We start from the raw sequence: 21,780 nt of genomic DNA, 5'->3' as shown, positions 1-21,780 counted from the left end.
CGTTTGCGCTGTTGCGGGCGGTTGCTGAAGCGCCTCAAGCTTGCTTCTCCCAGCGTTTGGGGAAGTTGAAGTCGTAGTCGAGCACAAGGCGGTTCAGCAGGGTGTCAGAGATCCCGACCTTCCTGCATGCAGCAATGCGTGACACTCCAGCGTCCCGCAGAGCAGCCAGGCGCTCGATGAGCTTCAAATCCCGCTCCCTATCCACGATCTTGCTCTTGAACGTGAAGCCGCCTTCATGGGAGGCCCGACGCATGGCTGATTCCGACTTCCCGGTGGCGACCATGGCCTGGTCGATGGTCATGGTCTTGGCGAGCTCTCGGATCGTGTCGACGTAGGCCTTGCGCTGGACGAAGTGGTCTTCGTAGGTGCGCTTGGGCTGCGGGCGGGCGGCACTCTTGCCCTGCAGGCTATCAAGGTCCTTGCGCGGCCGGCGGGGCTCGAATTTAGATTCCAGCACCTCAACTTTCTTGCCTGACATGAAGAAGGCAGCCTTAGCTGCCTCCAGTTCTGCCTGGCGATCGGATCGGACCAGGATGTAGTTGTTGGTCATGCTGCTATCCCCAGCACCTTGTTCATACGCTCATCAAGGATTTCGTAGAAGGTCTTCACTCGTTCGGCAAGCTTGCGAATCATGGCTTCGTCGCGGTACACGCGCTTGACGAAGAGCGGCATTCCCGGCCAGTAGCTGATGAAGTCCAGCCACTCGCGTTCGGAAACCCACAGGCCGCCCTGGCACTGGGCGACGTGCTCTTTTGGGACTTCGCCGGCCAGGATCACGCTCACCTGAAATTTGGGTAGCTTGGTCTTGATCTCGGTGAGGCCCTTGTCGCCGACCAGTGCGTCAGGCGAATAACCGATGCCGTGGTTCAAGATGATCCCGACTGAACGAGTCTTGAGGCTCTCGCGGTCCTCATAAAGCCCTCGCGCGACACCTTCCAGCTCATGGCCGCGGATAGTTGCTTTGGTCTGAAAAGGGATCTCTGCGGCCTCTTCGGTGATGCGCTCGCCGATGAGTTGGTCCATGTAGGTGAAGGCGGCCACGCCAAAACCTGCTTCACCCTTGCCGCTGACCAGCAAGCAGTCCAGCTCCGAGCAGGTGATGATGCCCAGGCGTAGGGACAGCCACTCAGGGGTGCCTTGCTCGATGTCAGTGATGATCTGCATTTTGGCTCTCCTTGCTCGCGGCTTCATGCTGTTTCACGGATTTGGTCAGCATTCCAAGCACCTGGTCGAATGCGGCCTTTTCAACTGCGGATGGGGTGCCGTGGATGCTGGCGAATGCGGCCTTGGCCTTGTCGCTGCAGCGATCCAGCAGCATGGCCAGTTGGGTGGCCTGTACCGAGGTGACTCGCGGTGTCACCACAGCGCCGTTGCCGTCGTCGTCCTCGCCGGTGGTGGTGAAGTTGAGCAGGGCGCCGGCGGTGTAGCGTTTGCCGTAGCTGACACTAGAGGCCACGGCCTGGACGCCGTTCTTGCTGCCGGTGGTATCGGCGGGAAGCACCAGAGAGGTGGTTTCGCGGTGACCGGCCCGGTGGCTCAGCACGCCTTCGACTTCAATGCCACGCTCGTTGCGCGGGGTGCGGAATGAGAGCGCGAAACCGTGCCGGGCGAGCACCGGCTTGATCATCTCGTTGATGTCCTCCCAGAGCGCGTAGGTGCTCTGGATTCGGCCATTTTTGTCCTTGATACCGCCGCGTTCGCCGATCACCGGCAGTTCTTCCTGCATCAAGGACAAGGCCTCGTCGAACTGCTGCTTGGCCTGTAGCGCCTGGATGTTCTGATGCATGACCATCAAGCGCTCCATCTTGTCGATGTCTGCGTTTGGGGACATGGCCACCTGCTGGATGATCTGCAAGATGGTCACCGTCTCCGCGGCGATGGCAGGCGTCTGGGATTGGGTTTCGACCCTGGCGATTTGGCTCATGGCGACCTCAGTAGGAAATGGCGATGTTCGGAATCTTGCGCTGAGCGATCAGGGTGATCGCCTGCTTGGCGCATTCCTCGGGCATGCCTTCGGCGATAAAGGCGTCCAGGGCGGCACGGTTGATGCTCCGACGGTGTGCTTCGTTGCGCTCGCGCACTTCTTGCTGGCGTACGGTCTCGGCTGCTGCAGCATCCGCCCGGTGGCGCTCTTCCAGGCGTGCCTGCTCGACGGCTTCCTCGGCCCGGCGCGCAGCGTCTTTTGCGGGTGCTGATATCGGGGGTGAAGCCGTCGATCTCGGCGCGAATCTGTTGCAACCAAGGCTCAAGGCCATTCGGCGCACTGTAAACAGCAAGGGCTGTTTCTTGTGGCGGCACCGCGGCCAGTTCAGTTTGTGCGGACACGGGAGCTCCTTGCCGCGAATCTCGCAGCGCTTTATCAGAAGGGTTACTGGGTGAGGTGATCGGCGAGGGTGCCGATCAGCATTGCGGCGGTGCAGAGCGCGAGGGCAGGGAAGGAGCTACGCCAGTAGAGAAGGGCGATCACGACTCGACCAGCGAGAGAAGCCGCTCGCCCAGGATGATCTTGGCGTTGGCCTGCTCTTTCTTGATGCCGGTGGCCTGGGCGACTTCGGAAAGGGACAGGCCTTCGCGACGGAGTTTTGCGCAGCGGATCGCCAGATGTTGGCCGCGTTTGTGCGCGCCGGTGCCGCTCATGCTGCGTCTGCCTTTCGTTGCTCCGCCTGATCAGCAGCAGTGTCTGCAGCAATTTCGGCGGCGCGTGCTCGTCCGTACTCGTTGGCCCAGGGCCTGATCAGCGAATCGGCGATGCCATGAAGGACCGTTGGGTGCTCATCCTTTGGGTTTCCAATCGCCTCAATGGCCAGATCGTAGGCTTTCCGATGGATCCGACGCCCGTCGGCGATCACCTCGCAGATCATCCGCTCAATCGGGTACTCGCGATTGTCGGTAAGCAGCGGAGCGATATGTTCCTGGGCGCCCAGGTGCTCCGCCAGCGCCTCATAGAGCGACTGCGGGGTGACCAGGGCAACAGACTTGCCGTGCGCCCGTGGCGCCGTCACGTTCTGGCCACAGATCAGGGTGTTAATCGCATCATGGAGCCAGTCCGGCCCCTCGGGTGTTTCCAGAAAGTCGATCATGGCCGATTCTCCGCTTCAAGGCGCCGAGCAACGGCGCAGGCTTCGTTGTGATCACGGCGAAAGCCCTGGGCTTTGCCTGTGCTGCTGTCAATTACGTGGAAGAACGCCACGCCGGCGGGCTTCACGATGAACCGCGGTTTCTCCACTGGAGACGGGCGCCCGATCAGTTCGTAGAGGTCTTTCGTGGCAATACGCGAGCGGGTGCGCAGGGCTGCGCGGACTTGCTTTCCGAGTTCGATACTTGGGTGCATAGCCGTCTCCAGGCGGTGGGTTTCAGGCGCGGCGCGCTTCGGCCATGCAGGCATCGCGGGTGTCGGCTGCCAGGTCGGCGGCCCAGAAACGGCGAGCGCGAACGTGGGCAATGACGTCCCGGTTAGCGGAACGGGCTTTCTGCACGAGTACTTGCTTGTTCATGGCTTTGCTCCGGTTGGTTCAAATTCAGCTGGATGCACTCAGGCACCGCTGGTTGCCGGTGGGCGCGGCGTGAGTGCATTCGGATGGATTCGGGGGAGGGGATAGGTAGCCGGTGCGTGATCCACAATCGAATCAGTCGGTATTTCACCGCTCGGCACCGGCTAGAAGGGGGAATCAGGTTCTGCGCGATTCGGCCAAAATCGTCATGCTGCGAACAGGTCCTGTTGCTCTGGCTCAAGCGTGCAGCGCGCCAGGCCCGCAGCAACTGCCTGTTCAAGCTCGACCGCGTCGCGCTCAAGGTCTTGCCAGCACAACCAGACGGCTGGGAACTGGCTCAGCGCCTCCCGTATTTCGCATGCCCGGCGTTGAACCTCTGGGATCACGATCGACAGCATGTTTCCAATGTTCCTGCGGTCGGTGCTGCATTCGTGGCAGAGCCGGATGTAGTCATTCAGGTAGTAGGTCACTTGGTGGTTCTCCGGTTGTTTTCCCAATGCACCCGGGTAACCAGGTGCATCAGTGAAAACTCCTTGCTGGCCGGCGATCAGCTACTGGCTACGTTCTCGCCGGCCTCCTTCGTGTTGTTCCTCCAGCCGCGGGCCTTTCGGCTTGTTCTCCCGCTGGATAACTGCTTCTGGCGCTTTACGCTGCACGCCCGGGTCAGTTGCCAACCCTCTGAACCGTTGAGGCCGGTTCATCGCTGCCTTGTTGCCGCCGGTGGTGATCCGGCAAAGGTGATGCGGTGGAGCTAAAGAGCGGTTTGTAAATCTGCGCAATGCGCAGAAAGTGATTTGCATTATGCGCAGAATTATTTCTGCGTCAAGCGCAGATTTTTTAAAATGGAGACGAAAAAAAGCCCGCGCAGGGCGGGCTGTTTTCGAAAGTGAGGGAGTTATTTGCGAGTTATGCGGCCGTAAAAGAACTCGGTCATGGGGCCGATTGTGAACACAGCGAAGAAGCATGCCGCATAAAGAACGAACTCAAGCACATCTCGCCAGTTCTTGTTATGGACATGCTCCGCTAGTGTTGTCAGCCAGTAGAGAATGCCGCCGAGCACAAAGAATGAAATTAGCGCGAGGGTCTGTGCATGCTTTCGGTGTGCTGCTTGGGCTTCGCGATTCATGGGGAAGCCTCAAAGTCCGGTCATCTTCGTGTCGACGACACGCCCGATAAAGTGGCAATTACCGTTGATTTCAATGGTTCTGTAGTTGGGGTTCAGGGGTTTTAGGTACCTGTGTCCTGCGTCCTCAACGTATTGCTTGAATGTCTGTTCGCCACTGTCTAGCAGCTTAGCGACGTAATACTTACCGCTGATCAAATCAGACTCCGGCTTGACCAGGATTTTAGAGCCCTCTGGAAAAGAGGGGTTGCCGATGCAGGTCATAGAGTCGCCGCGCACGGTCAACCAGAAGCCTTTATCTCCAGCGTTTTCAGTAGATGGCAACCACGCCTCTGCATCTCCAGGTTGATATAGATCCGGGGACTCTGCCCAGCTCCCAGCAACTACCCAACTGATCAGTGGGTAGGACTTTTCGGCGCGCACTGGTTGCAGCGCCATGGATACGTTGGCCAGTGCCGGGTCCTGGGGCAGCTCAAAGGAAATGCCCAGGATCTTTACGATCTTGTTAAGCATTTCATGGCTTGCACCCTGCAGACCGCGCTCCAGGCGCGACAAGTTGCCAGTGTCGGACCCGACCTGGTGTGCAAGTTCTTCCAGCGTCCAGCCTTTGGCCTTCCGCGCTTTTCTGATGCTCTGTCCAATTTCCATGAGCGCAATTCTCATTACTTACTGCGTGGCACGCAAAGCGCCATGCGCAGATTTTGTTTGCTTTAAATCTGCGCTATGCGCAGAATATTTTTTGACATTCACTCAGGGCCAACGCCATGACTCCCTTAAAACTTGCTCGTACACAGCGCCGCTGGACGCTCAAGGACGTGTCTGCACGCCTTGCACAGCTCGGCGGCCAGGTCGATACCGGCAACCTTTCTCGGATTGAGCGAGGAGAGCAGCGCGCCTCTGTTTCGCTCGCCGAGAGCCTTTGCCGGGTGTTCAACACCGAACTTGCCGACGACCAGAAGGAATTGACCGAAATCCACATCCTCTACCCGGAGCGCTTCAAAGGCTCCGCTGAAGTGGCGGCCTGATCATGAGCGCGAACAAATTAAGCCCCGAGCAGGACGCAAGGGCCCGCAAGAACTACTCAGTTCTCATGCAGCGCCTTGCGTCTGTGGGGAATGCCCCTGTGGCGCATGCGGTCGGTTGCGATGAAGCAACGATTAGCCGGATGAAGCCCGAAAGGTTTGAGCAGTTCACGCAGATCCTGGCGGTTCTCGACCTCAAGGTGGTGCCGACTGATGCCCGTTGCTTCCGTGAGCGCGATATCGCCGCCTATCTGCACATGGCCAAGCTGCACATGGAGCAGATCGAAGGCGTTCACCAGTTGGAGTGGGACTGATCATGGCCGCCTTGCCGTACATGCAGCTCTACGTTGCCGACTACCTGGCCGACACCATGCACCTCACCACCGAGGAACACGGTGCCTACCTGCTGCTGATTTTCAACTACTGGCAGACGGGGCGGGCGATTCCGAAAGCCCGACTGGCCCGGATTGCGCGGCTTTCCAACGAGCGTTGGACGGACGTTGAACAGTCGTTGAACGAGTTTTTCAACGACAACGGGGAAGCGTGGGTGCATGAGCGCATCGAGCGTGACCTTGAGGCTGTTCATGCCACCCAGAACCAGCGCAGTGCAGCGGGTAAGGCCTCGGCAGAGGCCAGAAAGAACAAAAACGCAGCGAAACAGCAACAAAAAGGCAACGCCCGTTCAACGCCCGTTGAAAAACCGTTGAACGAGAACTCAACGAATAAAGATACAGATACAGATAAAGAAACACCACCACCACCGCGCGAGGACTTTCCGGATTCGCGCTGCAAGTTCGCCATGCACGAACACTGGGAGCCCGACGCGAAGTCATTCGCCGCGGTGCTGACCCGCAACGGCCTTTCGGGCCAGGTCTTCGATCAAGACCAATTCCTCGAATTCAAATCCTTCTGGATCGCTTCCCCAGACGATCACCGAACCCAGGCCAAGTGGGAGCACGCGCTCGCCCAGCACCTGAGGCGCGGTATGCGCAGCGACCAAGCAAGCGGGAGAAACGGAAATGCTACCCAGCAACCCCCATCGCGAAATGCCCAAGACCATCAAGGCCAGGGTGCCCAAGGTGGCCACCAACGACCTGCTAAGCCGGGCCCCCTCTCTGCTCCAGACCGTGTCCGCGCCGCAATCGAAGCCCGAGAGAATGCCGCAAGCGCTGATGGACAAGCTCTGGATCAAGATGGCTGAGTTCTACGGGCACCGCTGGACGTCGAGCTTTGGCGTGATCGCTGATCCGGACCACACCTGGTCCAAGGTCCTGCAGGGGATCACCGGTGCGCAGCTCGCCAACGGCTTGAACACCCTGGCAGAGAAGGGGGCAGAGTTCGATTGGCCGCCGCCTGCGAACGTCTTCCGGGAAATGTGCCAGCAGGTCAAGGGCTTGCCGAGTACGGCCCAGGCTTGGGACGAAGCACTGCGCGGAACGTACAGCCACAAAGCCGTCGACGTCGCCGCCGAGGCCACCAGCAAGTTTGACCTGAGTACCGCGGATCACGGCGACAAAGCCCTGTTCCAGCGCTTCGAACGCAATTACGCCATCGTCATGCGCCGCGTACAGACAGGCCAGCCCCTGGAAGGGCGAATTGCCAAGGGCATCACCCACGACAGCATGCGGCCACGCGAACAGGTCCAGCTGGAGCAATCCCAGGCCGAGGCTGACCGCATCGTCGAGATCCTGGAGATCCCCAAGGACCCCAAGGCCTGCCGCGCCATGCTGCTGGCCAAGCTTGGTATCAGGAGGGGCACCCATGTCTGATCACAAACCCGTTTCGTTCGTCGTGCCTGGGGAAGCTGTGGGGAAGGGCAGGCCCAGGGTTTCCACCATCGGCGGCCATGCCCGTATGTTCACGCCGAAGAAGACCGCCAATTACGAATCGCTTATTGCCGTAGCTGCGCAGCAGGCCATGCAGGGCCGCGAGCTGATCACCGGCCCAGTGCTGGTGGAACTGAAAATCGCCGTGGGCATTGCCGTGTCCTGGTCGAAGAAGAAAACCGCTCAGGCCCTGGCCGGTGAAGTCATGCCGACGAAAAAGCCCGACGCCGACAACGTGCTGAAAGCGATCTGCGACGGGATCAACGGCATCGTTTTCAAGGACGACGTGCAGGTGGTCAACGTCTCCATGAGCAAGCGCTTTGCCGAAAAGCCCGGCGTCCTGGTACGTGTGGTGCCGCTGGAGGGCCTGCCATCGTGAACTACGCAAAACTACGCGGTAAGGGGTGGCCATGAGACTGACCAGCGCACGGATGGCCTGGCACGATTGCTACTACACGCCATGGGACAGCGTCATGCACCACGGCCTGGAGGGGGCGAAGCTGGGGAAGCGCGGCTACGTGGCGAACGAAACGCGGCCTGATCGCTGGGAGAACCTGGGCAAATGCGCCCACATGGCCATCGCCGGTCGGGTGCAGAACGCGATTGCCAGCCTGCCGCTGGAGCACCAGGCCTTTGGCCACCACCTGTACGCCCCGGTTATCACCACCGAACAGTCGAATGCATGGGAAGAGGCCGCCCACGGACTGCTGGCCGGCGGTGTTGATCTGGCGCTACGTGAGCGCGGCGAGAAGCGGCGGTGCCTGGACTACAGCCGGGAATACTACGTCGCCCGGGGTGTCCTGGTGCGCTACCGCCACATGGTCCAGGGGGGCATGGGCGCTAACCCCGACCCGATGGCAAACCCGTGGGTGTTCCGCGGCTGGTTGGCCGACCACCACGGCGTCGAGCTGGACAGCCGCAATTGGACCCGCAACTGGGGCTGGCTGGTGCAGCTGATGTTCGATACGCTCGGCAAGATCGATCGGCTTGTGCTTGCTCCAGTCGGGCGCGTTCTGATCGAGGAGAGGGAGGCCGCTTGATTGTTTGGTTACCAGTCCTTAGCCAAGCGGTAATTCAATTTCTAGGAGAGAAACGTGAAAGATCCATTCTTGGCGACATTGGTAAAAAGTGTTCATGAGAATAGTTTGTCGTTCGGTATAACCCTTATCACTCAAGGTGGTGTGATATCTGGCCAGATGATCTCGACGAAGGAGTACTTCGAAGATTTCGCCAACTCAATTGCCGATGCTTGGCCTGGCGGTCCCAGTGAGGACGTGCGTTCAGGCTTCGCCGCATGGAGTGAGTTCCGGAAGAAGGACGACGACGAGCATGACGAGTTCATCCACCTGAAAAACGCTCGATATGTCTACGGCAATCAGCTGACGCCGAACGGAAAGATTGGCATTTTGTGGCGCGGGAAGTTGTCCGAGGTTACTGGATTCTCGCTGGGCGCATGCGAAGTGAGTTGACACCGATGTGCGGGTTTCGGCATGATTTATCCACGGTGTGAAGTCGCACCCGAAACCCAGAAACCCGCCTAGAGCGGGTTTTTTGTTGCCCAAATTTCAATCCTGAGCCCTGCCATCGTGCGGGGCTTTTTCGTTTCTGGAGGCCCCATGACAGCCCCAGCCAGGAGTTCACAAATGCCCAACCCTGCACCAGAGGGACTTTTTGAGGTGGTGGGTGCGTCCGTCGCGAACAAGGGCATGATCGCCGGCGGCGCTGCCGGTTTCATCGGTTGGATATCCCAAGTCAACTGGATCGGGATTTCTGGCGTGGCGGTTGCCGTGCTGGGCCTGCTGATCAATCTCTACTTCCAAGTGCGCAAGGATCGGCGCGAATCCGCAGAGCGCGAGGCAAGAGAGCTTCGGGAGTCTGCCGAAAGTGCCGCCCGCATCGAAATGTACCGCTCTCGGTGCGATGTATGAGCCCGCAACTGCGCCAGCGCATTGCCGTGGGCCTGCTGAGCATGAGCGCCGCCGGCTTCGGAGCCTGGAAGGCCAGCGAGGGGTTCACCGATCACGCCGTGATCCCCACGAAAGGCGACGTGCCTACCCTGGGCTACGGCTCCACGCGCTGGGAGGACGGCACCCCGGTCCGCATGGGCGACACCATCACCCGGCCCCGGGCCGAGATCCTGGCCCGGAACCTGAACAGCCAGGCGGAAAAGGAGTTCGCCGCCAGCCTGCCGGGAGTCCGCCTGCATCAGGAAGAGTTCGACATTTATCTCGACTTCGTCGGCCAGTACGGCGGTGGCACCTGGCGCAAGGGTTCCCCGCGCCGCTACCTGCTGGAAGGCAACTACGTCGGCGCATGCGAGGCGCTGCTGCTGTACCGATTCGCCGCCGGCTACGACTGCAGCACCAAGATCAACGGCAAGCCCAACAACCGCTGCTGGGGCGTCTGGCAGCGGCAGCTTGAGCGCAACGCCAAGTGCAAGGCCGCCCAGTAACCAATCCCCAACCCCGGAGCACTACCCATGAACGACCAAGCAATCGAACAGGAAATCCAGGCCAAGGGCCTGACCGCGCCACGCATCAGTCTTGGCGAACTACGCGCCAACGTTGCTGCTGAGTGGTATTTCACGGCCAGGGAGGGATTGGAAGGTGCCATTGCGCACAGCAAGCTTTCCAACGTCGGCGGCGAGTCGATGACTTCCACGTTCGGCAAAGACCACCTGAATACGCTGACCTTCTGCGTCCTGGTGCTGCGCAACGGCTTCACCGTCACCGGCGAGTCGGCTTGTGCCAGCCCCGAGAACTTCGACGCCGAGATTGGTCGCAAGATTGCCCGGGAGAACGCCGAGCAGAAGGTGTGGCCGCTGATGGGCTACGCGCTCAAGCAGCAACTGCACGAAGCTACGCAGGAGCGCCAGCAATGACCCAGAGCTACGTTGGCACCAAACAAGTCACCGCGTGGCCGCAAGCGCACGCCGATGGCCGCGAAGGCTATGCAGTGCAGTACCAGGATGGTTACACCAGCTGGAGCCCGAAAGACGTGTTCGAAGCTGCCTATGTGCCCATGGGGCATGTCGGTCACCTGGCGCCGCACCAGCAGCGTGTGATTGCCGAGCAGGAGCAGCTGGCGGATCGGCTCAAGAAGCTGGAAGCATTCCTGCACACCCCGCTGTTTGCTGGCCTGCCTGAGGACGAGCAGCAACTGCTGAAGATGCAGGCCGATGCAATGGTGCTTTACCTGGGCATCATCAACACGCGCTCCGCCAAGTTCGCCTAACTGGTGGCCACCATGATCCGCTACCTGATCGCCGCCCTGGTGGCCTGCCTGTTCCTGATCTATGGCGGCTGGCAGCGCATCCAGGCCCAGTCCGTTGCGCTCGATGCTGCAACAGAGCGCAACACGCAGCTTGAAGCCGCCGCCGCATCCCGCCGCAACACCCAGCGCCTGCTGGCCCAGCTCGACACCGACCACACCCAGGAGCGCGAACGTGCGAACCAGACCAATTCCGGCATTCGTGCTGCTGTCGCTGCTGGCGAGCGCCGGCTGTCAGTCCCAGCCCGTTGCCCCTCTGTGCGAACCGCCGCCGGCGCCACCGGCCTGGATGCTGCAGAAGCGCGAGCCGAACTTAACCCAGCGGCTGCTGAACGAATTGTCCGAATCGCCAACGACGGCGACGACGCAGTAAGGGCGCTGGCCGGCCTGCAGGACTACGTCAACACCGTTTGCCTCAAGAGGAAATGAACATGGGAAAGATCAATTTCAAAGTCCGGACTTTCGAGGACACCCTCGACGTTACTGCCGACCGCGTGGAGTTTCTCGATGTCGGGGCGCGCTTCTACTCGGGCGACCGCATCACCTCGGCGTTCTCCCGCTACCTCTGGATTCAGGAACAGGCCCCAGCACCTGAGCCAGTTGCTCCGACCGAACCAGTCGCGCCAGAACCTGTGCCAGAGCCGAGCGCTGATCTGGTCGACGCAACCTAAGGAAGACCACCACCTATGGCCCTGACAGCAAAGCAGCAGCGTTTTGTCGCCGAATACCTGGTGGACCTCAACGCAACGCAGGCAGCAGTCCGGGCCGGTTACAGCGCCAAGGGGGCCAAGGACCAGGCCTGGCAGAACATGCAGAACCCCGAGATCACTGCAGCCATCAAGGCGGCAATGGAGGCTCGGAACAAGCGCACGCAGGTAGACGCAGACTACGTGCTGCACCGGCTTACTGAGATCGACCAGATGGACGTCCTGGACATTCTCGACGACGACATGTCGGTCAAGCCGCTTTCGCAGTGGCCCAAGGTCTGGCGCCAGTACCTGGCGGGCTTCGATCTTGCCGAGATGTTCGAAGGGCAGGGCAAAGACCGGTCAATGGTCGGCATCCTGAAAAAGCTGAAATGGCCTGACAAGGTCAGGAACCTGGAACTGCTGGGCAAGCACGTCAATGTGAATGCCTTCCGCGACCAGGTGGCGGTCGACGTCAGCCTCACCCTTTCGGAACGGATGGCAAAGGCCAGTGAACGCGCCAGCAAAAATCGATCTTGAGCAGCAGCTGGTCGAGGACATTCTTAGATTCGCCGACGACCCCCTGGGGTATGTCTGGTACGCCTTCCCCTGGGGGGAGCCGGGCACCGAGTTGGCGAACAAGGCCGGCCCGAGGCAGTGGCAGATCAAGGTTCTCGATTCCATCGGCAAAAAGATCCGGGCCGGCGCCAGGGACCTGGGCGAGATCATCCATGAAGCGGTGGCCAGCGGTCATGGCATCGGCAAGTCGGCACTCGTGTCCTGGATCATCAAGTGGTCACTCGATACAGCCGTTGACACCCGCGGCGTGGTCACTGCCAACACCGAGACGCAGCTGCGCACCAAGACCTGGCCCGAGGTCGCGAAGTGGAACCGGCTATCGATCACCAGCCACTGGTTCCGGCTCACCGCTACGGCGCTGATCAGCACTGACCCCGAGCACGAAAAGAACTGGCGGGTGGACGCGGTGCCCTGGTCGGAAACCAACACCGAGGCATTCGCCGGCCTTCACAACGAGGGCAAACGAATCCTGCTGGTGTTCGACGAGGCGTCAGCCATCGCCGATCTGGTATGGGAGGTTGCCGAGGGGGCCCTGACGGACGAGGGCACAGAAATCATCTGGACGGCCTTCGGCAACCCGACAAAGACAACCGGACGTTTCCGGGAGTGCTTCACCAAGTACGGCCACCGCTGGACGCACCGCCAGGTCGACAGCCGCACGGTCGACGGCACCAACAAAACGCAGATCGCCAAGTGGTTGGAAGACTACGGCGAAGACAGCGACTTTTTCCGCATCCGTGTGCGCGGCATGTTCCCGAGGGCTTCCGACTTGCAACTGATTCCGACCGACTGGGTCGCCGAGGCGATGCGGCGCGATCCCGTCTATGGCATGGACGACGCCCTGGTCTGCGGCATCGATATCGCCCGGGGCGGCGCTGACAACAACGTGATCAGGTTCCGCCGCGGCCTCGACTCCAAGTCGATCCCAACGATCAAGATTCCCGGCAGCGAAACCCGGAACACAACGCTGTTCATCGCCAAGGTCTGCACAGTGGTGCAGGAGCGCCGGCCGGATGCGGTGTTTGTTGACTCAACGGGGGTAGGTGGTCCAGTGGCCGACCAACTGCGCCGGCTGATGCCGGGCGTGGTGATCATCGATATCAACTTCGCCAGCGCAGCCCCAGACCGGCACTACGCGAACATGCGGACTTACATGTGGTGGCAGATGCGCGAAGGCATCCGCGCCGGCCTGGCGCTGGATGTGTCAACAGAACTTGAGGCTGAGCTGACGTCGCCGGAGTACACCCATAACGCCAGTGACCAGATCCAGCTGGAGAAGAAGGCCGATATCAAAAAACGCCTCGGGATCTCACCGGATGACGCCGACGCGCTGGCCCTTACCTACGCAATGCCGGTGATGAAAAACCAATTCACCAGCACCGGAGGCGGCCGCGGCAGCGAGCTGGAATCCGACTATGACCCATACGCCCAGGAGGCATAAACATGTGCGGTAGCTCCCTCAAGAAGATCATTAAACCGATCCACAAAATCAGTGACCCGCTGGACCTGTTCAAGAAGGCCGGCCTGCCGACCTCGTTGGATTTGATCCAGGACGAGCCCAAGGCCGCCGCGGCAATCGCAGAGACTACGGGAAGCACAGCTGCAGCCCCTACCACCTCTAGCGACTCTGTGCAGGCGGCGGTCGAGGCTGAGCGCCGCCGGCGGCTTGCCCAGTCCGGCCAGAACTCCACAATTCTGACGGGGTCCGCCGGCCTGCTGGGCAATGCCAGCACCAGCCAGAAAACCCTGCTGGGGGTGTAAGTTGGCCGACTCCCTCCGCGAGCGTCTGGAGAAGACGAACGCCCGACTACGGAACGAGCGGGACAGCAATTGGCTCCAGGAGTGGCGCGACCTGGGCGACTTCATGAGCCCGCGCTCTGGCCGCTGGTCCAGCACCGACACCAACAACGGCAGGCGGCGTGATCAGAAGATCATCAACCCGCAGGCCACGTTCGCCGCAAGGACGCTCGGCGCCGGCATGCATACGGGTATGACTAACCCCGCATCCCCCTGGGTGAAGTTCGGGCCGCCGGACCCTGGCATGGCCGAGTTCGCCCCGGTCAAAGCCTGGTTGTACTCGGTCGAGAAGGCCATGCGCGAAGTCATGGCCAGGTCGAACCTGTACAGCGTGTTGCCAAACCGCTACTCGGAAGAGGGCGTGTTTGGTACTGCGCCCATGGTGGTGCTGCCAGATGAGCAGGATCTGATCCGCGCCTACCCCCTGGCGGTAGGTAGCTACATGCTGGCGAACAACAGCCGCAACCAGGTGGACACGCTGCACCGCGACTATCGGATGACGGCCCGCCAGATGGCGCAGCAGTTCGGCGAAGCTGCGTTGAGTCCAACGGCCCGCAACGTCCTGAGCAACAACCCAGAGGCCTGGATTGACATTGTCCATGCGGTTGAGCCAAACGACATGCGCGAGCCCGGCCGCCAGGACAACACCAACATGGCCTTCCGCTCCGTGTACTGGGAGAAGGGCAGCGATAAAGACTCGGTGCTGCGGCAGTCAGGGTTCAAAACCTTCCCATGCATGGCCCCGCGTTGGGACGTGCTGGGTGAGGACGTCTATGGCTCTGGCCCAGGGTCGATTTGCATCGGCTCCACCAAGGCTGTGCAGCTGATGGAGCGGCGCAAGGCCGAAATGATAGAGAAGGGGGTGCGCCCGCCAATGGGTGCCCCTGTGAGCCTCAAGGGGCAGCGAGCATCAATTCTGCCAGGTGGTATCACCTACCTGAATGACCAGCAGCTCGGGGCCAAGTTTGAGCCGCTTTACATGGTCAACCCGGCCTGGATCACCCAGTTGCGGGGCGAGATCCAGGCGGACAGCAGCATCATCGATACCGCGTTTTTCGTCGATCTGTTCCTGATGATCAGCCAAATGGACAGCGTCCGGACGGCGTACGAGATCGCGACACGCAAGGAAGAGAAGTTGCTGATGCTGGGCCCGGTGCTGGAGCGCCAGACCGATGACCTGCTGGACCCGCTTGTCGATATGGTTTTCAACAAGATGCTGGAACAGTCCATTCCGCGCTGGATGGGGCTGCTGCCCGGGGCGCCGCTGATCCCGCCGCCGCCCAAGGAACTGCAAACCCTTGAGCTGCGTGTCGAGTTCACCAGCATCCTGGCCCAGGCCCAGAAGGCCATCGGGGTGTCGAGCATTGAGCGTGCGATTGGCTTTGCCGGCACGGTGGCCACCACGACCCAGAGCACCCAACCCCTGGACCTGCTCGACGCTGATGAGGCCATGCGCCAGTACTTCGACCTTATCGGTACACCGCCAACGATGGTCCGTGCTGACGACATGGTTGCTGAGATCCGCCGGCAACGCGCTGAGGCAGAACAGCAGGCGGCAATTCAGCAGCAGCTCGGTAGCGCCATCGAAGGCGCGCAGCTGTTGAGCCAGACCGACACCGGCGGCAACAACGCGCTGACCCAGCTCGCGGGGGCGCTGTGATGGATCAGCAGGACGAGCAGCAGCAACGCGAGCAGACCCTGGCCGAGCAGATCGCCCGGGCGCAGGAGGTCGCCGACTTTCGCTGGCTGATGAACGATCCCCGCGGCCGCCGCTTCATGTGGCGATCGATGGGACGCTGTCGAGTGTTTCAGCCCTCAATCGGCCCGACCGATGCCGCAACGAACTTCAACGAAGGCCAACGCAATGTTGGCCTTTTTCTTTTGGGCGAGATCAACGAGCTCTGTCCGGCGCTGTTCTCCGTGATGGCTGCGGAAAACGCCCAGCAACCAGTAGAGGAACCACCAATGAACTACGCACAGGAGGCTGATCAATGAATCGCCTGATGATGAAACTGATGGGCTTTGTGGTGATGAGCGAGGCCGGGGCCGATGGTGCACCAGCTGGTGGCGCGGTCCCGGCTGCTGCTCCCCAGGCAGCCCCAGCCCCAGCGGCAGCCGCGCCGGCGGCGGATACAACGCTGCTGGGCCAGGCTGCACCAGCCGCTGACCCTGCCGCCCAGGCCGCTCAGCAGACCCCTGAACAGAAAGCAGAAGCCGAGGCAGCAGCCCAGAAGCTGGCAGACGAGAAGGCGGCCAACAGCGCGCCGGAGGCCTACGCCGACTTCACGTTGCCAGAAGGCTACGAGATGGATGCCGGCACCCTTGATGCGTTCAAGGGCTTGGCCAAGGAACTGAACATTCCCCAGGCATCCGCGCAGAAGCTGATCGATCTGCAAACCGCGCTTTCTACCAAGCAGGCAGAGGCCTACCAGGCGGCGGTCGTTGCCCAGGGTCAGCAGTGGGCAGCCGAGATCAAGAACGACCCCCAGCTGGGCGGCGAGAACTACGACAAGAGCGTCGCCAGCGCTGTGAAGGTCATTCAGGCCTTCGGTGACGAATCCCTTTCCCACCTTTTGAACGAGTCCGGCCTGGGCAACCACCCGGCGCTGTTCAAGTTCTGTCATCGCATCAGCGCGGCTATCTCGGAAGACAAGTTCGTCATGCCGGGCACCCAAGCGGACGCACCCCAAGAAATGACGATTGTCGACGCCTTTCGTTAAGGCACTTATAAACCGCAGGAGAAAAACCGATGGGCATCCTTACTTCCACCATGCCGACCCTGATCGACAAGTTCAGTCGGGAGGACAGCAGCAAGAAAATCATGAAGATCGTCGAGCTGATGGCTAAGCGTAACGACATCCTCATGGACGCTGAGTACCAGGAGTGCAATGACGGCTCCAAGCATAAGACCACCATGCGTTCCGGCATCCCCGAACCAACCTGGCGGATGTTCAACCAGGGCATTCAGCCAAGTAAATCCCAAACTGTGCCGGTACTTGATACCACCGGCATGATGGAGGATTACGGCCTGGTCGATAAAGCGCTGGCTGACCTGAGCGGTAACGCAGACGCTTTCCGCACCTCGGAAAACATGGCCAAGTTGCAGGGCTTCAACAACAAAGCTGCCCGCTACATGATCTACGGCAATACCCAGGCAGAGCCGCAGGCTTTCCTGGGCCTGGCGCCGCGTTACAACGACAAATCGGCTGAGTCTGGTGCCAACATCGTCGACGCCGGCGGCACGGGCTCCACCAACACCTCCATCTGGTTCGTCACCTGGGGCGAGATGACCACGCACCTGCTCTATCCGAAGGGCAGCGTGGCGGGCTTCCAGCACAAGTTCCTCGGCCAGCAAACCGCCCGTGCGGAGAACGGCGGCGACTTCGAGGCGTACCGCGACCACTTCAAGTGGGATATCGGCATGTCCGTCCGCGACTGGCGCGCAAACGCCCGTATCGCGAACATCGATGTCACTGCACTGACCCGCGACGGTGCGACCGGTGCCAACATCATCGACCTGATGATTGACGCGCTGTATCGCATCGACAACCCCGAGCAGGGCGAAGGTCGCACCATCATCTACGCCAACCGCACGATCCAGTCGTGGCTGCACAAGCAGGCGATGAACTCCAAAAACGTCAACCTCACCATCGGCGAGTACGGCGGCAAGAAGATCCCAGAGTTCTTGGGCATCCCGATCAAGCGCAACGACGCGATTCTCAACACCGAAGCCCGCGTAGTCTGACGACTGCGCGGTTTCCTCTTCTCGGAGACACCACCATGCTTTTTGATGCAAAGCTGCTCATGTCGAATGCCCAGGCAATTACTGCCTCGGCGGCATCGACCGACGTCATTGACCGCGGCGACAACAAGGACGTCGGCCGTGCTGGTGACATTCCTCTGGTTATCCAGGTCGTTGAAGCATTCAACACCTTGACCAGCCTCACCGTAGAACTGCAGACCGACGACAATTCGGCATTCAGTTCCCCCCGCTCGCTCTACTCCGTGGTTATCCCGCTTGCGGATTTGAAGCTGGGTTACCAGGCCCCGGTAATCACCCTGCCGCAGAAGACCGAGCGTTTTCTGCGGCTCAACTACACCGTGACCGGCACGGCCCCGACCCAGGGCAAGATCACCGCCGGCGTGGTTGCAGGAGTGCAGACCAATGGCTAAGCGCTACGAGGTGCTGGAGCGATCGTTTATCAATGGTCGGCTCTACGAGGCTGGCGAGTCCGTGGTGCTGGAGATTGACAGCCCAGGCTCCAATCTAAAGTTGATTACGGCTAGCGGGGGCTCTGGTAAGGCTCCCGCTTCGCAGGGTAGCGGCTTCGCCGCCGCGCGTACCGGTGGCGGAAAGTTCCTGGTCAAGGACGACCAGGGCCGAGTGGCGGGGGACTTCACCGGCTCCAAGGCAGAAGCCGAAGCAGAAGCGGCTCGCCTCAATGCCGGCGGCGAGCTCAACCCACCACCAGCCTCTGACGCGCCACCACCTGGTGACGGTGACCAGGACGACGACAACGGGCCAGACGCCTGACCCATAGCAACAACCCTCTAGGGCCCTTCGGGGCCCTTTTTCTTTTCTGAGGTTTCCTCATGCCAAGCGACGTTGAGATCTGCAACATGGCACTGGCGAGGGTCGCCCAAACCCAACCCATTGCTTCGCTGACAGAGCGCAGCAAGTTTGCTGAGCTGTGCCGTACTTTTTACGCGCCGTTGCGGGAGCAGGTGCTGCAGGACTTCCCCTGGCCCTTTGCAGGGGCTCATGTGGCGCTGGCTGATGTTGGGAGCCCGGCGCCGGGCTGGCGCTTTCGGTATCGCTACCCAGCCAACTGCCTGTTGGTTCGGGGGATCGTCAGCCCGTCCTGGCGCAACGCTCCAACCAGTGATGCAGAGATCCCTTTTCAAATCGGCTATGACGCTGGTGGGCGAGTAATCCATACCGACCAGGCCGACGCATCGGTGCGATACACCTTCAAGGTCGAGGACCCTACGCAATTCGATCCGCTGTTTGTCGATGCTCTGACGTGGCGCCTGGCAATGGATCTTGCACTGCCGGCCAGTTCGAAGCCTGAGTACCGGGCCTTCTGTGAGCAGGAGTATCAGAAGGCGCTGACGTTGGCCGAGGGGGCAGCATTCCGCGAGTCGCAGGACGGCCCCGAGCCTGAGTCGGAGTTTGTGGCGGTGCGCTCATGACTTCTGTTCTGCAGCCAACCTTTGCCGCCGGCGAGCTTTCACCGTCGGCCAGCGCGCGAACCGACATAGCCCGTTATTTCACCGGCCTGAAGTTGTGCAGGAATTTCATGGTGATGCCATACGGTGGCGTCCGAAACCGCCCTGGCACGCGCTTTGTTTGCGAGGTGAAGGACTCGACGAAGAAGTGCCGAATCATCCCGTTCCAGTTCAACGATGTGCAAACGTACATTCTGGAGTTCGGCGACCTGAACATGCGGGTGATCAAGGACGGCGGGCAGGTGCTGTACAGCTCCGGCCCGAATGCTGGGCAACCGTTTGAGCTGGCTGTGCCTTATACCCAGGCCGACCTGGGCCCGCTGAACTTCACGCAGTCGGCCGACGTGATGACGTTCGCGCACCCTGGCTATAAGCCGCGTGAGCTCAGTCGCCTTGCCCACGACAACTGGACCACTGCCGAGCTTAGCCTGGCGCCGCGGATCGTGGCGCCGGCATCCGCGACCGCTACCAGCCTGGGCGGCTCCGGGGTCCAACAGTCCTGGCGATACCAGATCACGGCGGTTCTCGACGATGGCAACACCATCGATGAGTCGTTGCCAGTGACCTCCAACGCGATCAACGTTTTCGCGGACACGATGGCCGCGACGGTCGTCTGGCCAGCGGTGGCGGGGGCCAGCTATTACATCGTGTACAAGGACAACGCCGGCGCCGGTATCTATGGCTTCATCGGCCGGGCAACGGCGCTGACCTTCACAGACCGAAATGTCACTGCCATCAAGACCGACACCCCTCCGAATGGCAATGACCCCTTCGTCGGTACCGGTAACTACCCTGGGGCCGTTGGCTACTACCAGCAGCGCCTGGTGTTCGCCGGCAGCGACAACAAGCCACAAACCGTCTGGATGAGTAAAACCGGGCTGTTCAAGAACTTCGGTTTCTCCACGCCGAACAAGGATGACGACGCGATCACTTTCACCATTGCCAGCAAGGAGGTGAACCGCATGCGGCACCTGCTGGGTCTGAAACGGCTGCTGGGCCTGACGTCTGGCGGGGAGTGGAATTTTACCGGGGCGGATTCAGGCCTGAGTGCGAAAACCATCCGTGCCGACCAGGAAGGCTACGACGGTTCCGCGCTTGTCCCCCCCGTGGTGGTGGGGAACAGCGCGGTGTACCTGCAGGCCCGCGGCAATCGCGTTTCCTCGTTTGGCTACTCGCTCGACGCCGATGGGTTCAAGGCAACAGACCTGACCATTTTCAGCGCTCACCTGTTCAGGGGGCGCAAGCTCACGAACGTGGCATATCAGAAAATCCCCGACTCCATCGTCTGGTATGTCCGGGATGACGGGAAGCTGCTGGGCTTGACGTATCTCCCCGAGCAGCAGCTGGTGGGCTGGCATTGGCACGACACTGACGGGTTCGTCGAGTCCATTGCTTGCATCCCGGAAGGGCAGGAGGACGCCCTTTACATGGTGGTCCGCCGAACTATTAACGGGGTACAGCGGCGGTACATTGAGCGCATGGCTAGCCGCCAGGTCGAGGCCGTCGAAGAGGCATTCTTTGTCGATTCAGGCCTGACTTACGACGGGCGCAACAAGGACAGCACCAAGTCCCTGACATTGACGGGCGGGGTTTCCTGGAAGTCTCCCGAGGCGGTGACACTCACGGCCGCGGGGCATGCTCCTTTTTCCACCAGCAGCGTGGGCAATCGCTATTCGCTCACCAGGGTGATCGAGGAATACGACAGCGACCCCGTCACCAGCATTGTGCGTGTTGAGGTTGTGGCATACGTCAGCCCTACGGTGGTGACCGCCAAGCTGCTGATTGTCTGCCCCGAGGAACTGCGGGGGTTCTCCACCAGCACCTGGGCCCGGCAGGTCAAAGTTCTTTCCGGACTGGACCACCTGGAAGGCAAGAAAGTGTCTGTCCTGGCAGACGGCAACGTCCAGCCCCAGGCAGTCGTCAGCGGCGGGAGCATCACGCTCCAGTCAGCGGCCGGCATCGTGCATGCGGGCCTGCCGTACCTGTCGGACATGGAAACGCTCGATATCGAAAGTCGGGACGCCCGGGAAACCTTGCTTGATAAGAAAATCGCCGTCACCTCGTTGACGATCTTGGTCGAGGCCTCGCGGGGCATTTTCGCGGGAGCTGATAAAAAACACCTCTACGAGTACAAGCCAAGCCGCGATAACTACGAACTGCCCATCGAGCTGCTAACCGGCCAGGCGGCGGTGACGATCGGAAACGATTGGAGCGGCAAGGGCCGGATCTTCATCCGGCAGGCTGACCCGCTGCCGCTTACGGTCCTGGCGGTGATTCCAGAGGTGACCTATGGCGGAAGCTGAAGTGTTGCCGGTGTTCGTGGACGATATCGCCGAGATCCTGCCCTTCGTCCGCCAGGCCGATATCGACGAGATCAGCGAGGCCCTGGGGGTGCCCATGGAACGGGCGCTCTATGACGCCATCACCGGCAGCCTGAACGCCCGGAAGATTGTCGCCGGTGGCAAGGTCGTGGCGGTCTTCGGGGACGCGGTCTACAGCCTCCTGGGCTCGGTCGGCGTTCCCTGGCTGATTAGCACCGTGCATGTTGAGCAGCACGCCCGGGCCTTCCTCAAGGTCTGCAAGCCCGAGGTGCAGGGAATGCTGACCCGCCATCGCCACCTTCTGAACTACGTCGACGCCCGCAATACAGCCGCCATCCGGTGGCTGCAGTGGCTCGGCTTCCACTTTTCACCAGCCGCCCCATACGGCGCGCGGCGGTTCAAGTTCCATAAATTCACATTGAGTCGTGGGGAATAA

General features: G+C 60.9%; 35 protein-coding genes and 1 pseudogene. 25 read left to right on the top strand and 11 right to left on the bottom strand.

The features are described 5' to 3' along the window. Nucleotides 1-34 precede the first annotated feature (34 nt). The 11 genes and pseudogenes from FW796_RS19095 to FW796_RS19045 form a co-directional block, all read right to left on the bottom strand. Entirely contained in the window at nucleotides 35-550 is a 516-nt protein-coding gene (locus tag FW796_RS19095) for a hypothetical protein (RefSeq protein ID WP_446439792.1), read from the bottom strand. Continuing rightward, nucleotides 547-1,164 (bottom strand): lambda exonuclease family protein, encoded by a 618-nt coding sequence (locus tag FW796_RS19090; RefSeq protein WP_446439791.1) that lies wholly within the window; start codon nucleotides 1,162-1,164, stop codon nucleotides 547-549. Before FW796_RS19090 ends, FW796_RS19095 begins: the two co-directional genes overlap by 4 nt. Continuing rightward, complete coding sequence (locus FW796_RS19085; protein WP_446439790.1) at nucleotides 1,148-1,924, bottom strand: ERF family protein; 777 nt, start codon at nucleotides 1,922-1,924, stop codon at nucleotides 1,148-1,150. The genes FW796_RS19090 and FW796_RS19085 overlap by 17 nt, the downstream gene beginning before the upstream one ends. Before the next feature lie 7 nt (nucleotides 1,925-1,931). Beyond that, nucleotides 1,932-2,177 (bottom strand): annotated as a pseudogene (locus FW796_RS19080) (hypothetical protein); the annotation flags it as partial. Nucleotides 2,178-2,463: 286 nt separating this feature from the next. Further along, entirely contained in the window at nucleotides 2,464-2,637 is a 174-nt protein-coding gene (locus tag FW796_RS19075; protein WP_220223004.1) for a hypothetical protein, read from the bottom strand. Continuing rightward, on the bottom strand, nucleotides 2,634-3,080 hold the full coding sequence (locus FW796_RS19070) for a hypothetical protein (RefSeq protein ID WP_446439789.1): 447 nt from the start codon (nucleotides 3,078-3,080) through the stop codon (nucleotides 2,634-2,636). The genes FW796_RS19075 and FW796_RS19070 overlap by 4 nt, the downstream gene beginning before the upstream one ends. Then, nucleotides 3,077-3,331 (bottom strand): hypothetical protein, encoded by a 255-nt coding sequence (locus FW796_RS19065; RefSeq protein WP_446439788.1) that lies wholly within the window; start codon nucleotides 3,329-3,331, stop codon nucleotides 3,077-3,079. The genes FW796_RS19070 and FW796_RS19065 overlap by 4 nt, the downstream gene beginning before the upstream one ends. A gap of 22 nt (nucleotides 3,332-3,353) precedes the next feature. Then, a complete protein-coding gene (locus tag FW796_RS19060; RefSeq protein WP_220223001.1) occupies nucleotides 3,354-3,494 on the bottom strand; it encodes a hypothetical protein in 141 nt (46 codons plus the stop codon). A 203-nt stretch (nucleotides 3,495-3,697) separates the two neighbouring features. Beyond that, nucleotides 3,698-3,961 carry a hypothetical protein gene (locus FW796_RS19055; RefSeq protein WP_446439787.1) on the bottom strand — a complete coding sequence of 88 codons (264 nt, stop codon included), beginning with the start codon at nucleotides 3,959-3,961 and terminating at the stop codon, nucleotides 3,698-3,700. 425 nt (nucleotides 3,962-4,386) lie between these two features. Then, on the bottom strand, nucleotides 4,387-4,617 hold the full coding sequence (locus tag FW796_RS19050) for a hypothetical protein (protein ID WP_446439786.1): 231 nt from the start codon (nucleotides 4,615-4,617) through the stop codon (nucleotides 4,387-4,389). Nucleotides 4,618-4,626: 9 nt separating this feature from the next. Continuing rightward, entirely contained in the window at nucleotides 4,627-5,262 is a 636-nt protein-coding gene (locus FW796_RS19045; RefSeq protein ID WP_446439785.1) for a LexA family protein, read from the bottom strand. A 116-nt stretch (nucleotides 5,263-5,378) separates the two neighbouring features. Between FW796_RS19045 and FW796_RS19040 the strand changes: the two genes are divergently transcribed. The 25 genes from FW796_RS19040 to FW796_RS18920 all read left to right on the top strand — a co-directional run bounded on the left by FW796_RS19040 (nucleotide 5,379) and on the right by FW796_RS18920 (nucleotide 21,780). Next, on the top strand, nucleotides 5,379-5,639 hold the full coding sequence (locus FW796_RS19040; RefSeq protein WP_183001670.1) for a helix-turn-helix domain-containing protein: 261 nt from the start codon (nucleotides 5,379-5,381) through the stop codon (nucleotides 5,637-5,639). A 2-nt stretch (nucleotides 5,640-5,641) separates the two neighbouring features. After that, nucleotides 5,642-5,950, top strand: coding sequence for a CII family transcriptional regulator (locus FW796_RS19035; protein ID WP_183001669.1), 309 nt, complete (start codon nucleotides 5,642-5,644; stop codon nucleotides 5,948-5,950). 2 nt (nucleotides 5,951-5,952) lie between these two features. Then, a complete protein-coding gene (locus FW796_RS19030) occupies nucleotides 5,953-6,837 on the top strand; it encodes a DUF1376 domain-containing protein (protein ID WP_446439784.1) in 885 nt (294 codons plus the stop codon). Then, nucleotides 6,809-7,405 carry a hypothetical protein gene (locus FW796_RS19025; protein ID WP_446439783.1) on the top strand — a complete coding sequence of 199 codons (597 nt, stop codon included), beginning with the start codon at nucleotides 6,809-6,811 and terminating at the stop codon, nucleotides 7,403-7,405. The genes FW796_RS19030 and FW796_RS19025 overlap by 29 nt, the downstream gene beginning before the upstream one ends. Further along, nucleotides 7,398-7,841 (top strand): RusA family crossover junction endodeoxyribonuclease, encoded by a 444-nt coding sequence (locus tag FW796_RS19020; RefSeq protein WP_446439782.1) that lies wholly within the window; start codon nucleotides 7,398-7,400, stop codon nucleotides 7,839-7,841. Before FW796_RS19025 ends, FW796_RS19020 begins: the two co-directional genes overlap by 8 nt. Nucleotides 7,842-7,872: 31 nt before the next feature. Next, nucleotides 7,873-8,502 carry a hypothetical protein gene (locus tag FW796_RS19015; RefSeq protein WP_446439781.1) on the top strand — a complete coding sequence of 210 codons (630 nt, stop codon included), beginning with the start codon at nucleotides 7,873-7,875 and terminating at the stop codon, nucleotides 8,500-8,502. A 54-nt stretch (nucleotides 8,503-8,556) separates the two neighbouring features. After that, on the top strand, nucleotides 8,557-8,931 hold the full coding sequence (gvpU, locus tag FW796_RS19010; RefSeq protein ID WP_446439780.1) for a gas vesicle accessory protein GvpU: 375 nt from the start codon (nucleotides 8,557-8,559) through the stop codon (nucleotides 8,929-8,931). 174 nt (nucleotides 8,932-9,105) lie between these two features. Next, complete coding sequence (locus FW796_RS19005) at nucleotides 9,106-9,390, top strand: holin (protein ID WP_233322102.1); 285 nt, start codon at nucleotides 9,106-9,108, stop codon at nucleotides 9,388-9,390. Continuing rightward, a complete protein-coding gene (locus tag FW796_RS19000; RefSeq protein WP_446439779.1) occupies nucleotides 9,387-9,914 on the top strand; it encodes a glycoside hydrolase family protein in 528 nt (175 codons plus the stop codon). The genes FW796_RS19005 and FW796_RS19000 overlap by 4 nt, the downstream gene beginning before the upstream one ends. 27 nt (nucleotides 9,915-9,941) lie before the next feature. Continuing rightward, the gene (locus FW796_RS18995) at nucleotides 9,942-10,343 is read left to right on the top strand and encodes a Gp49 family protein (protein ID WP_446439778.1); all 402 of its coding nucleotides are present in this window, start codon (nucleotides 9,942-9,944) and stop codon (nucleotides 10,341-10,343) included. Further along, nucleotides 10,340-10,696, top strand: coding sequence for a crAss001_48 related protein (locus tag FW796_RS18990; RefSeq protein ID WP_446439777.1), 357 nt, complete (start codon nucleotides 10,340-10,342; stop codon nucleotides 10,694-10,696). The genes FW796_RS18995 and FW796_RS18990 overlap by 4 nt, the downstream gene beginning before the upstream one ends. Before the next feature lie 12 nt (nucleotides 10,697-10,708). Beyond that, a complete protein-coding gene (locus FW796_RS18985) occupies nucleotides 10,709-11,161 on the top strand; it encodes a lysis system i-spanin subunit Rz (RefSeq protein ID WP_446439776.1) in 453 nt (150 codons plus the stop codon). Nucleotides 11,162-11,163: 2 nt separating this feature from the next. Next, on the top strand, nucleotides 11,164-11,403 hold the full coding sequence (locus tag FW796_RS18980; RefSeq protein WP_446439775.1) for a hypothetical protein: 240 nt from the start codon (nucleotides 11,164-11,166) through the stop codon (nucleotides 11,401-11,403). Nucleotides 11,404-11,418: 15 nt separating this feature from the next. Beyond that, entirely contained in the window at nucleotides 11,419-11,958 is a 540-nt protein-coding gene (locus FW796_RS18975; protein WP_446439774.1) for a terminase small subunit, read from the top strand. Continuing rightward, a complete protein-coding gene (locus tag FW796_RS18970; protein ID WP_446439773.1) occupies nucleotides 11,930-13,438 on the top strand; it encodes a terminase in 1,509 nt (502 codons plus the stop codon). The genes FW796_RS18975 and FW796_RS18970 overlap by 29 nt, the downstream gene beginning before the upstream one ends. A gap of 2 nt (nucleotides 13,439-13,440) precedes the next feature. After that, a complete protein-coding gene (locus FW796_RS18965) occupies nucleotides 13,441-13,758 on the top strand; it encodes a hypothetical protein (protein WP_446439772.1) in 318 nt (105 codons plus the stop codon). A 1-nt stretch (nucleotide 13,759) separates the two neighbouring features. Next, a complete protein-coding gene (locus tag FW796_RS18960) occupies nucleotides 13,760-15,454 on the top strand; it encodes a portal protein (protein WP_446439771.1) in 1,695 nt (564 codons plus the stop codon). Next, complete coding sequence (locus FW796_RS18955) at nucleotides 15,454-15,789, top strand: Bbp19 family protein (protein WP_306408473.1); 336 nt, start codon at nucleotides 15,454-15,456, stop codon at nucleotides 15,787-15,789. The genes FW796_RS18960 and FW796_RS18955 overlap by 1 nt, the downstream gene beginning before the upstream one ends. Then, nucleotides 15,786-16,514, top strand: coding sequence for a hypothetical protein (locus FW796_RS18950; RefSeq protein ID WP_446439770.1), 729 nt, complete (start codon nucleotides 15,786-15,788; stop codon nucleotides 16,512-16,514). The genes FW796_RS18955 and FW796_RS18950 overlap by 4 nt, the downstream gene beginning before the upstream one ends. A gap of 29 nt (nucleotides 16,515-16,543) precedes the next feature. Beyond that, a complete protein-coding gene (locus FW796_RS18945) occupies nucleotides 16,544-17,539 on the top strand; it encodes a major capsid protein (protein WP_446439769.1) in 996 nt (331 codons plus the stop codon). Between the two features lie 35 nt (nucleotides 17,540-17,574). Continuing rightward, on the top strand, nucleotides 17,575-17,967 hold the full coding sequence (locus FW796_RS18940) for a Bbp16 family capsid cement protein (RefSeq protein ID WP_446439768.1): 393 nt from the start codon (nucleotides 17,575-17,577) through the stop codon (nucleotides 17,965-17,967). Then, nucleotides 17,960-18,328 (top strand): hypothetical protein, encoded by a 369-nt coding sequence (locus tag FW796_RS18935; protein ID WP_446439767.1) that lies wholly within the window; start codon nucleotides 17,960-17,962, stop codon nucleotides 18,326-18,328. The genes FW796_RS18940 and FW796_RS18935 overlap by 8 nt, the downstream gene beginning before the upstream one ends. A 59-nt stretch (nucleotides 18,329-18,387) precedes the next feature. After that, entirely contained in the window at nucleotides 18,388-18,987 is a 600-nt protein-coding gene (locus tag FW796_RS18930; RefSeq protein WP_306408478.1) for a hypothetical protein, read from the top strand. After that, nucleotides 18,984-21,326: a hypothetical protein gene (locus tag FW796_RS18925; protein ID WP_446439766.1), complete on the top strand. Its 2,343-nt coding sequence runs from the start codon at nucleotides 18,984-18,986 to the stop codon at nucleotides 21,324-21,326. Before FW796_RS18930 ends, FW796_RS18925 begins: the two co-directional genes overlap by 4 nt. Further along, nucleotides 21,313-21,780 (top strand): hypothetical protein, encoded by a 468-nt coding sequence (locus FW796_RS18920; protein WP_446439765.1) that lies wholly within the window; start codon nucleotides 21,313-21,315, stop codon nucleotides 21,778-21,780. Before FW796_RS18925 ends, FW796_RS18920 begins: the two co-directional genes overlap by 14 nt.

The organism is Pseudomonas sp. 910_21, from assembly GCF_052850735.1.
This window is presented reverse-complemented; position numbering and strand designations above follow the sequence as displayed.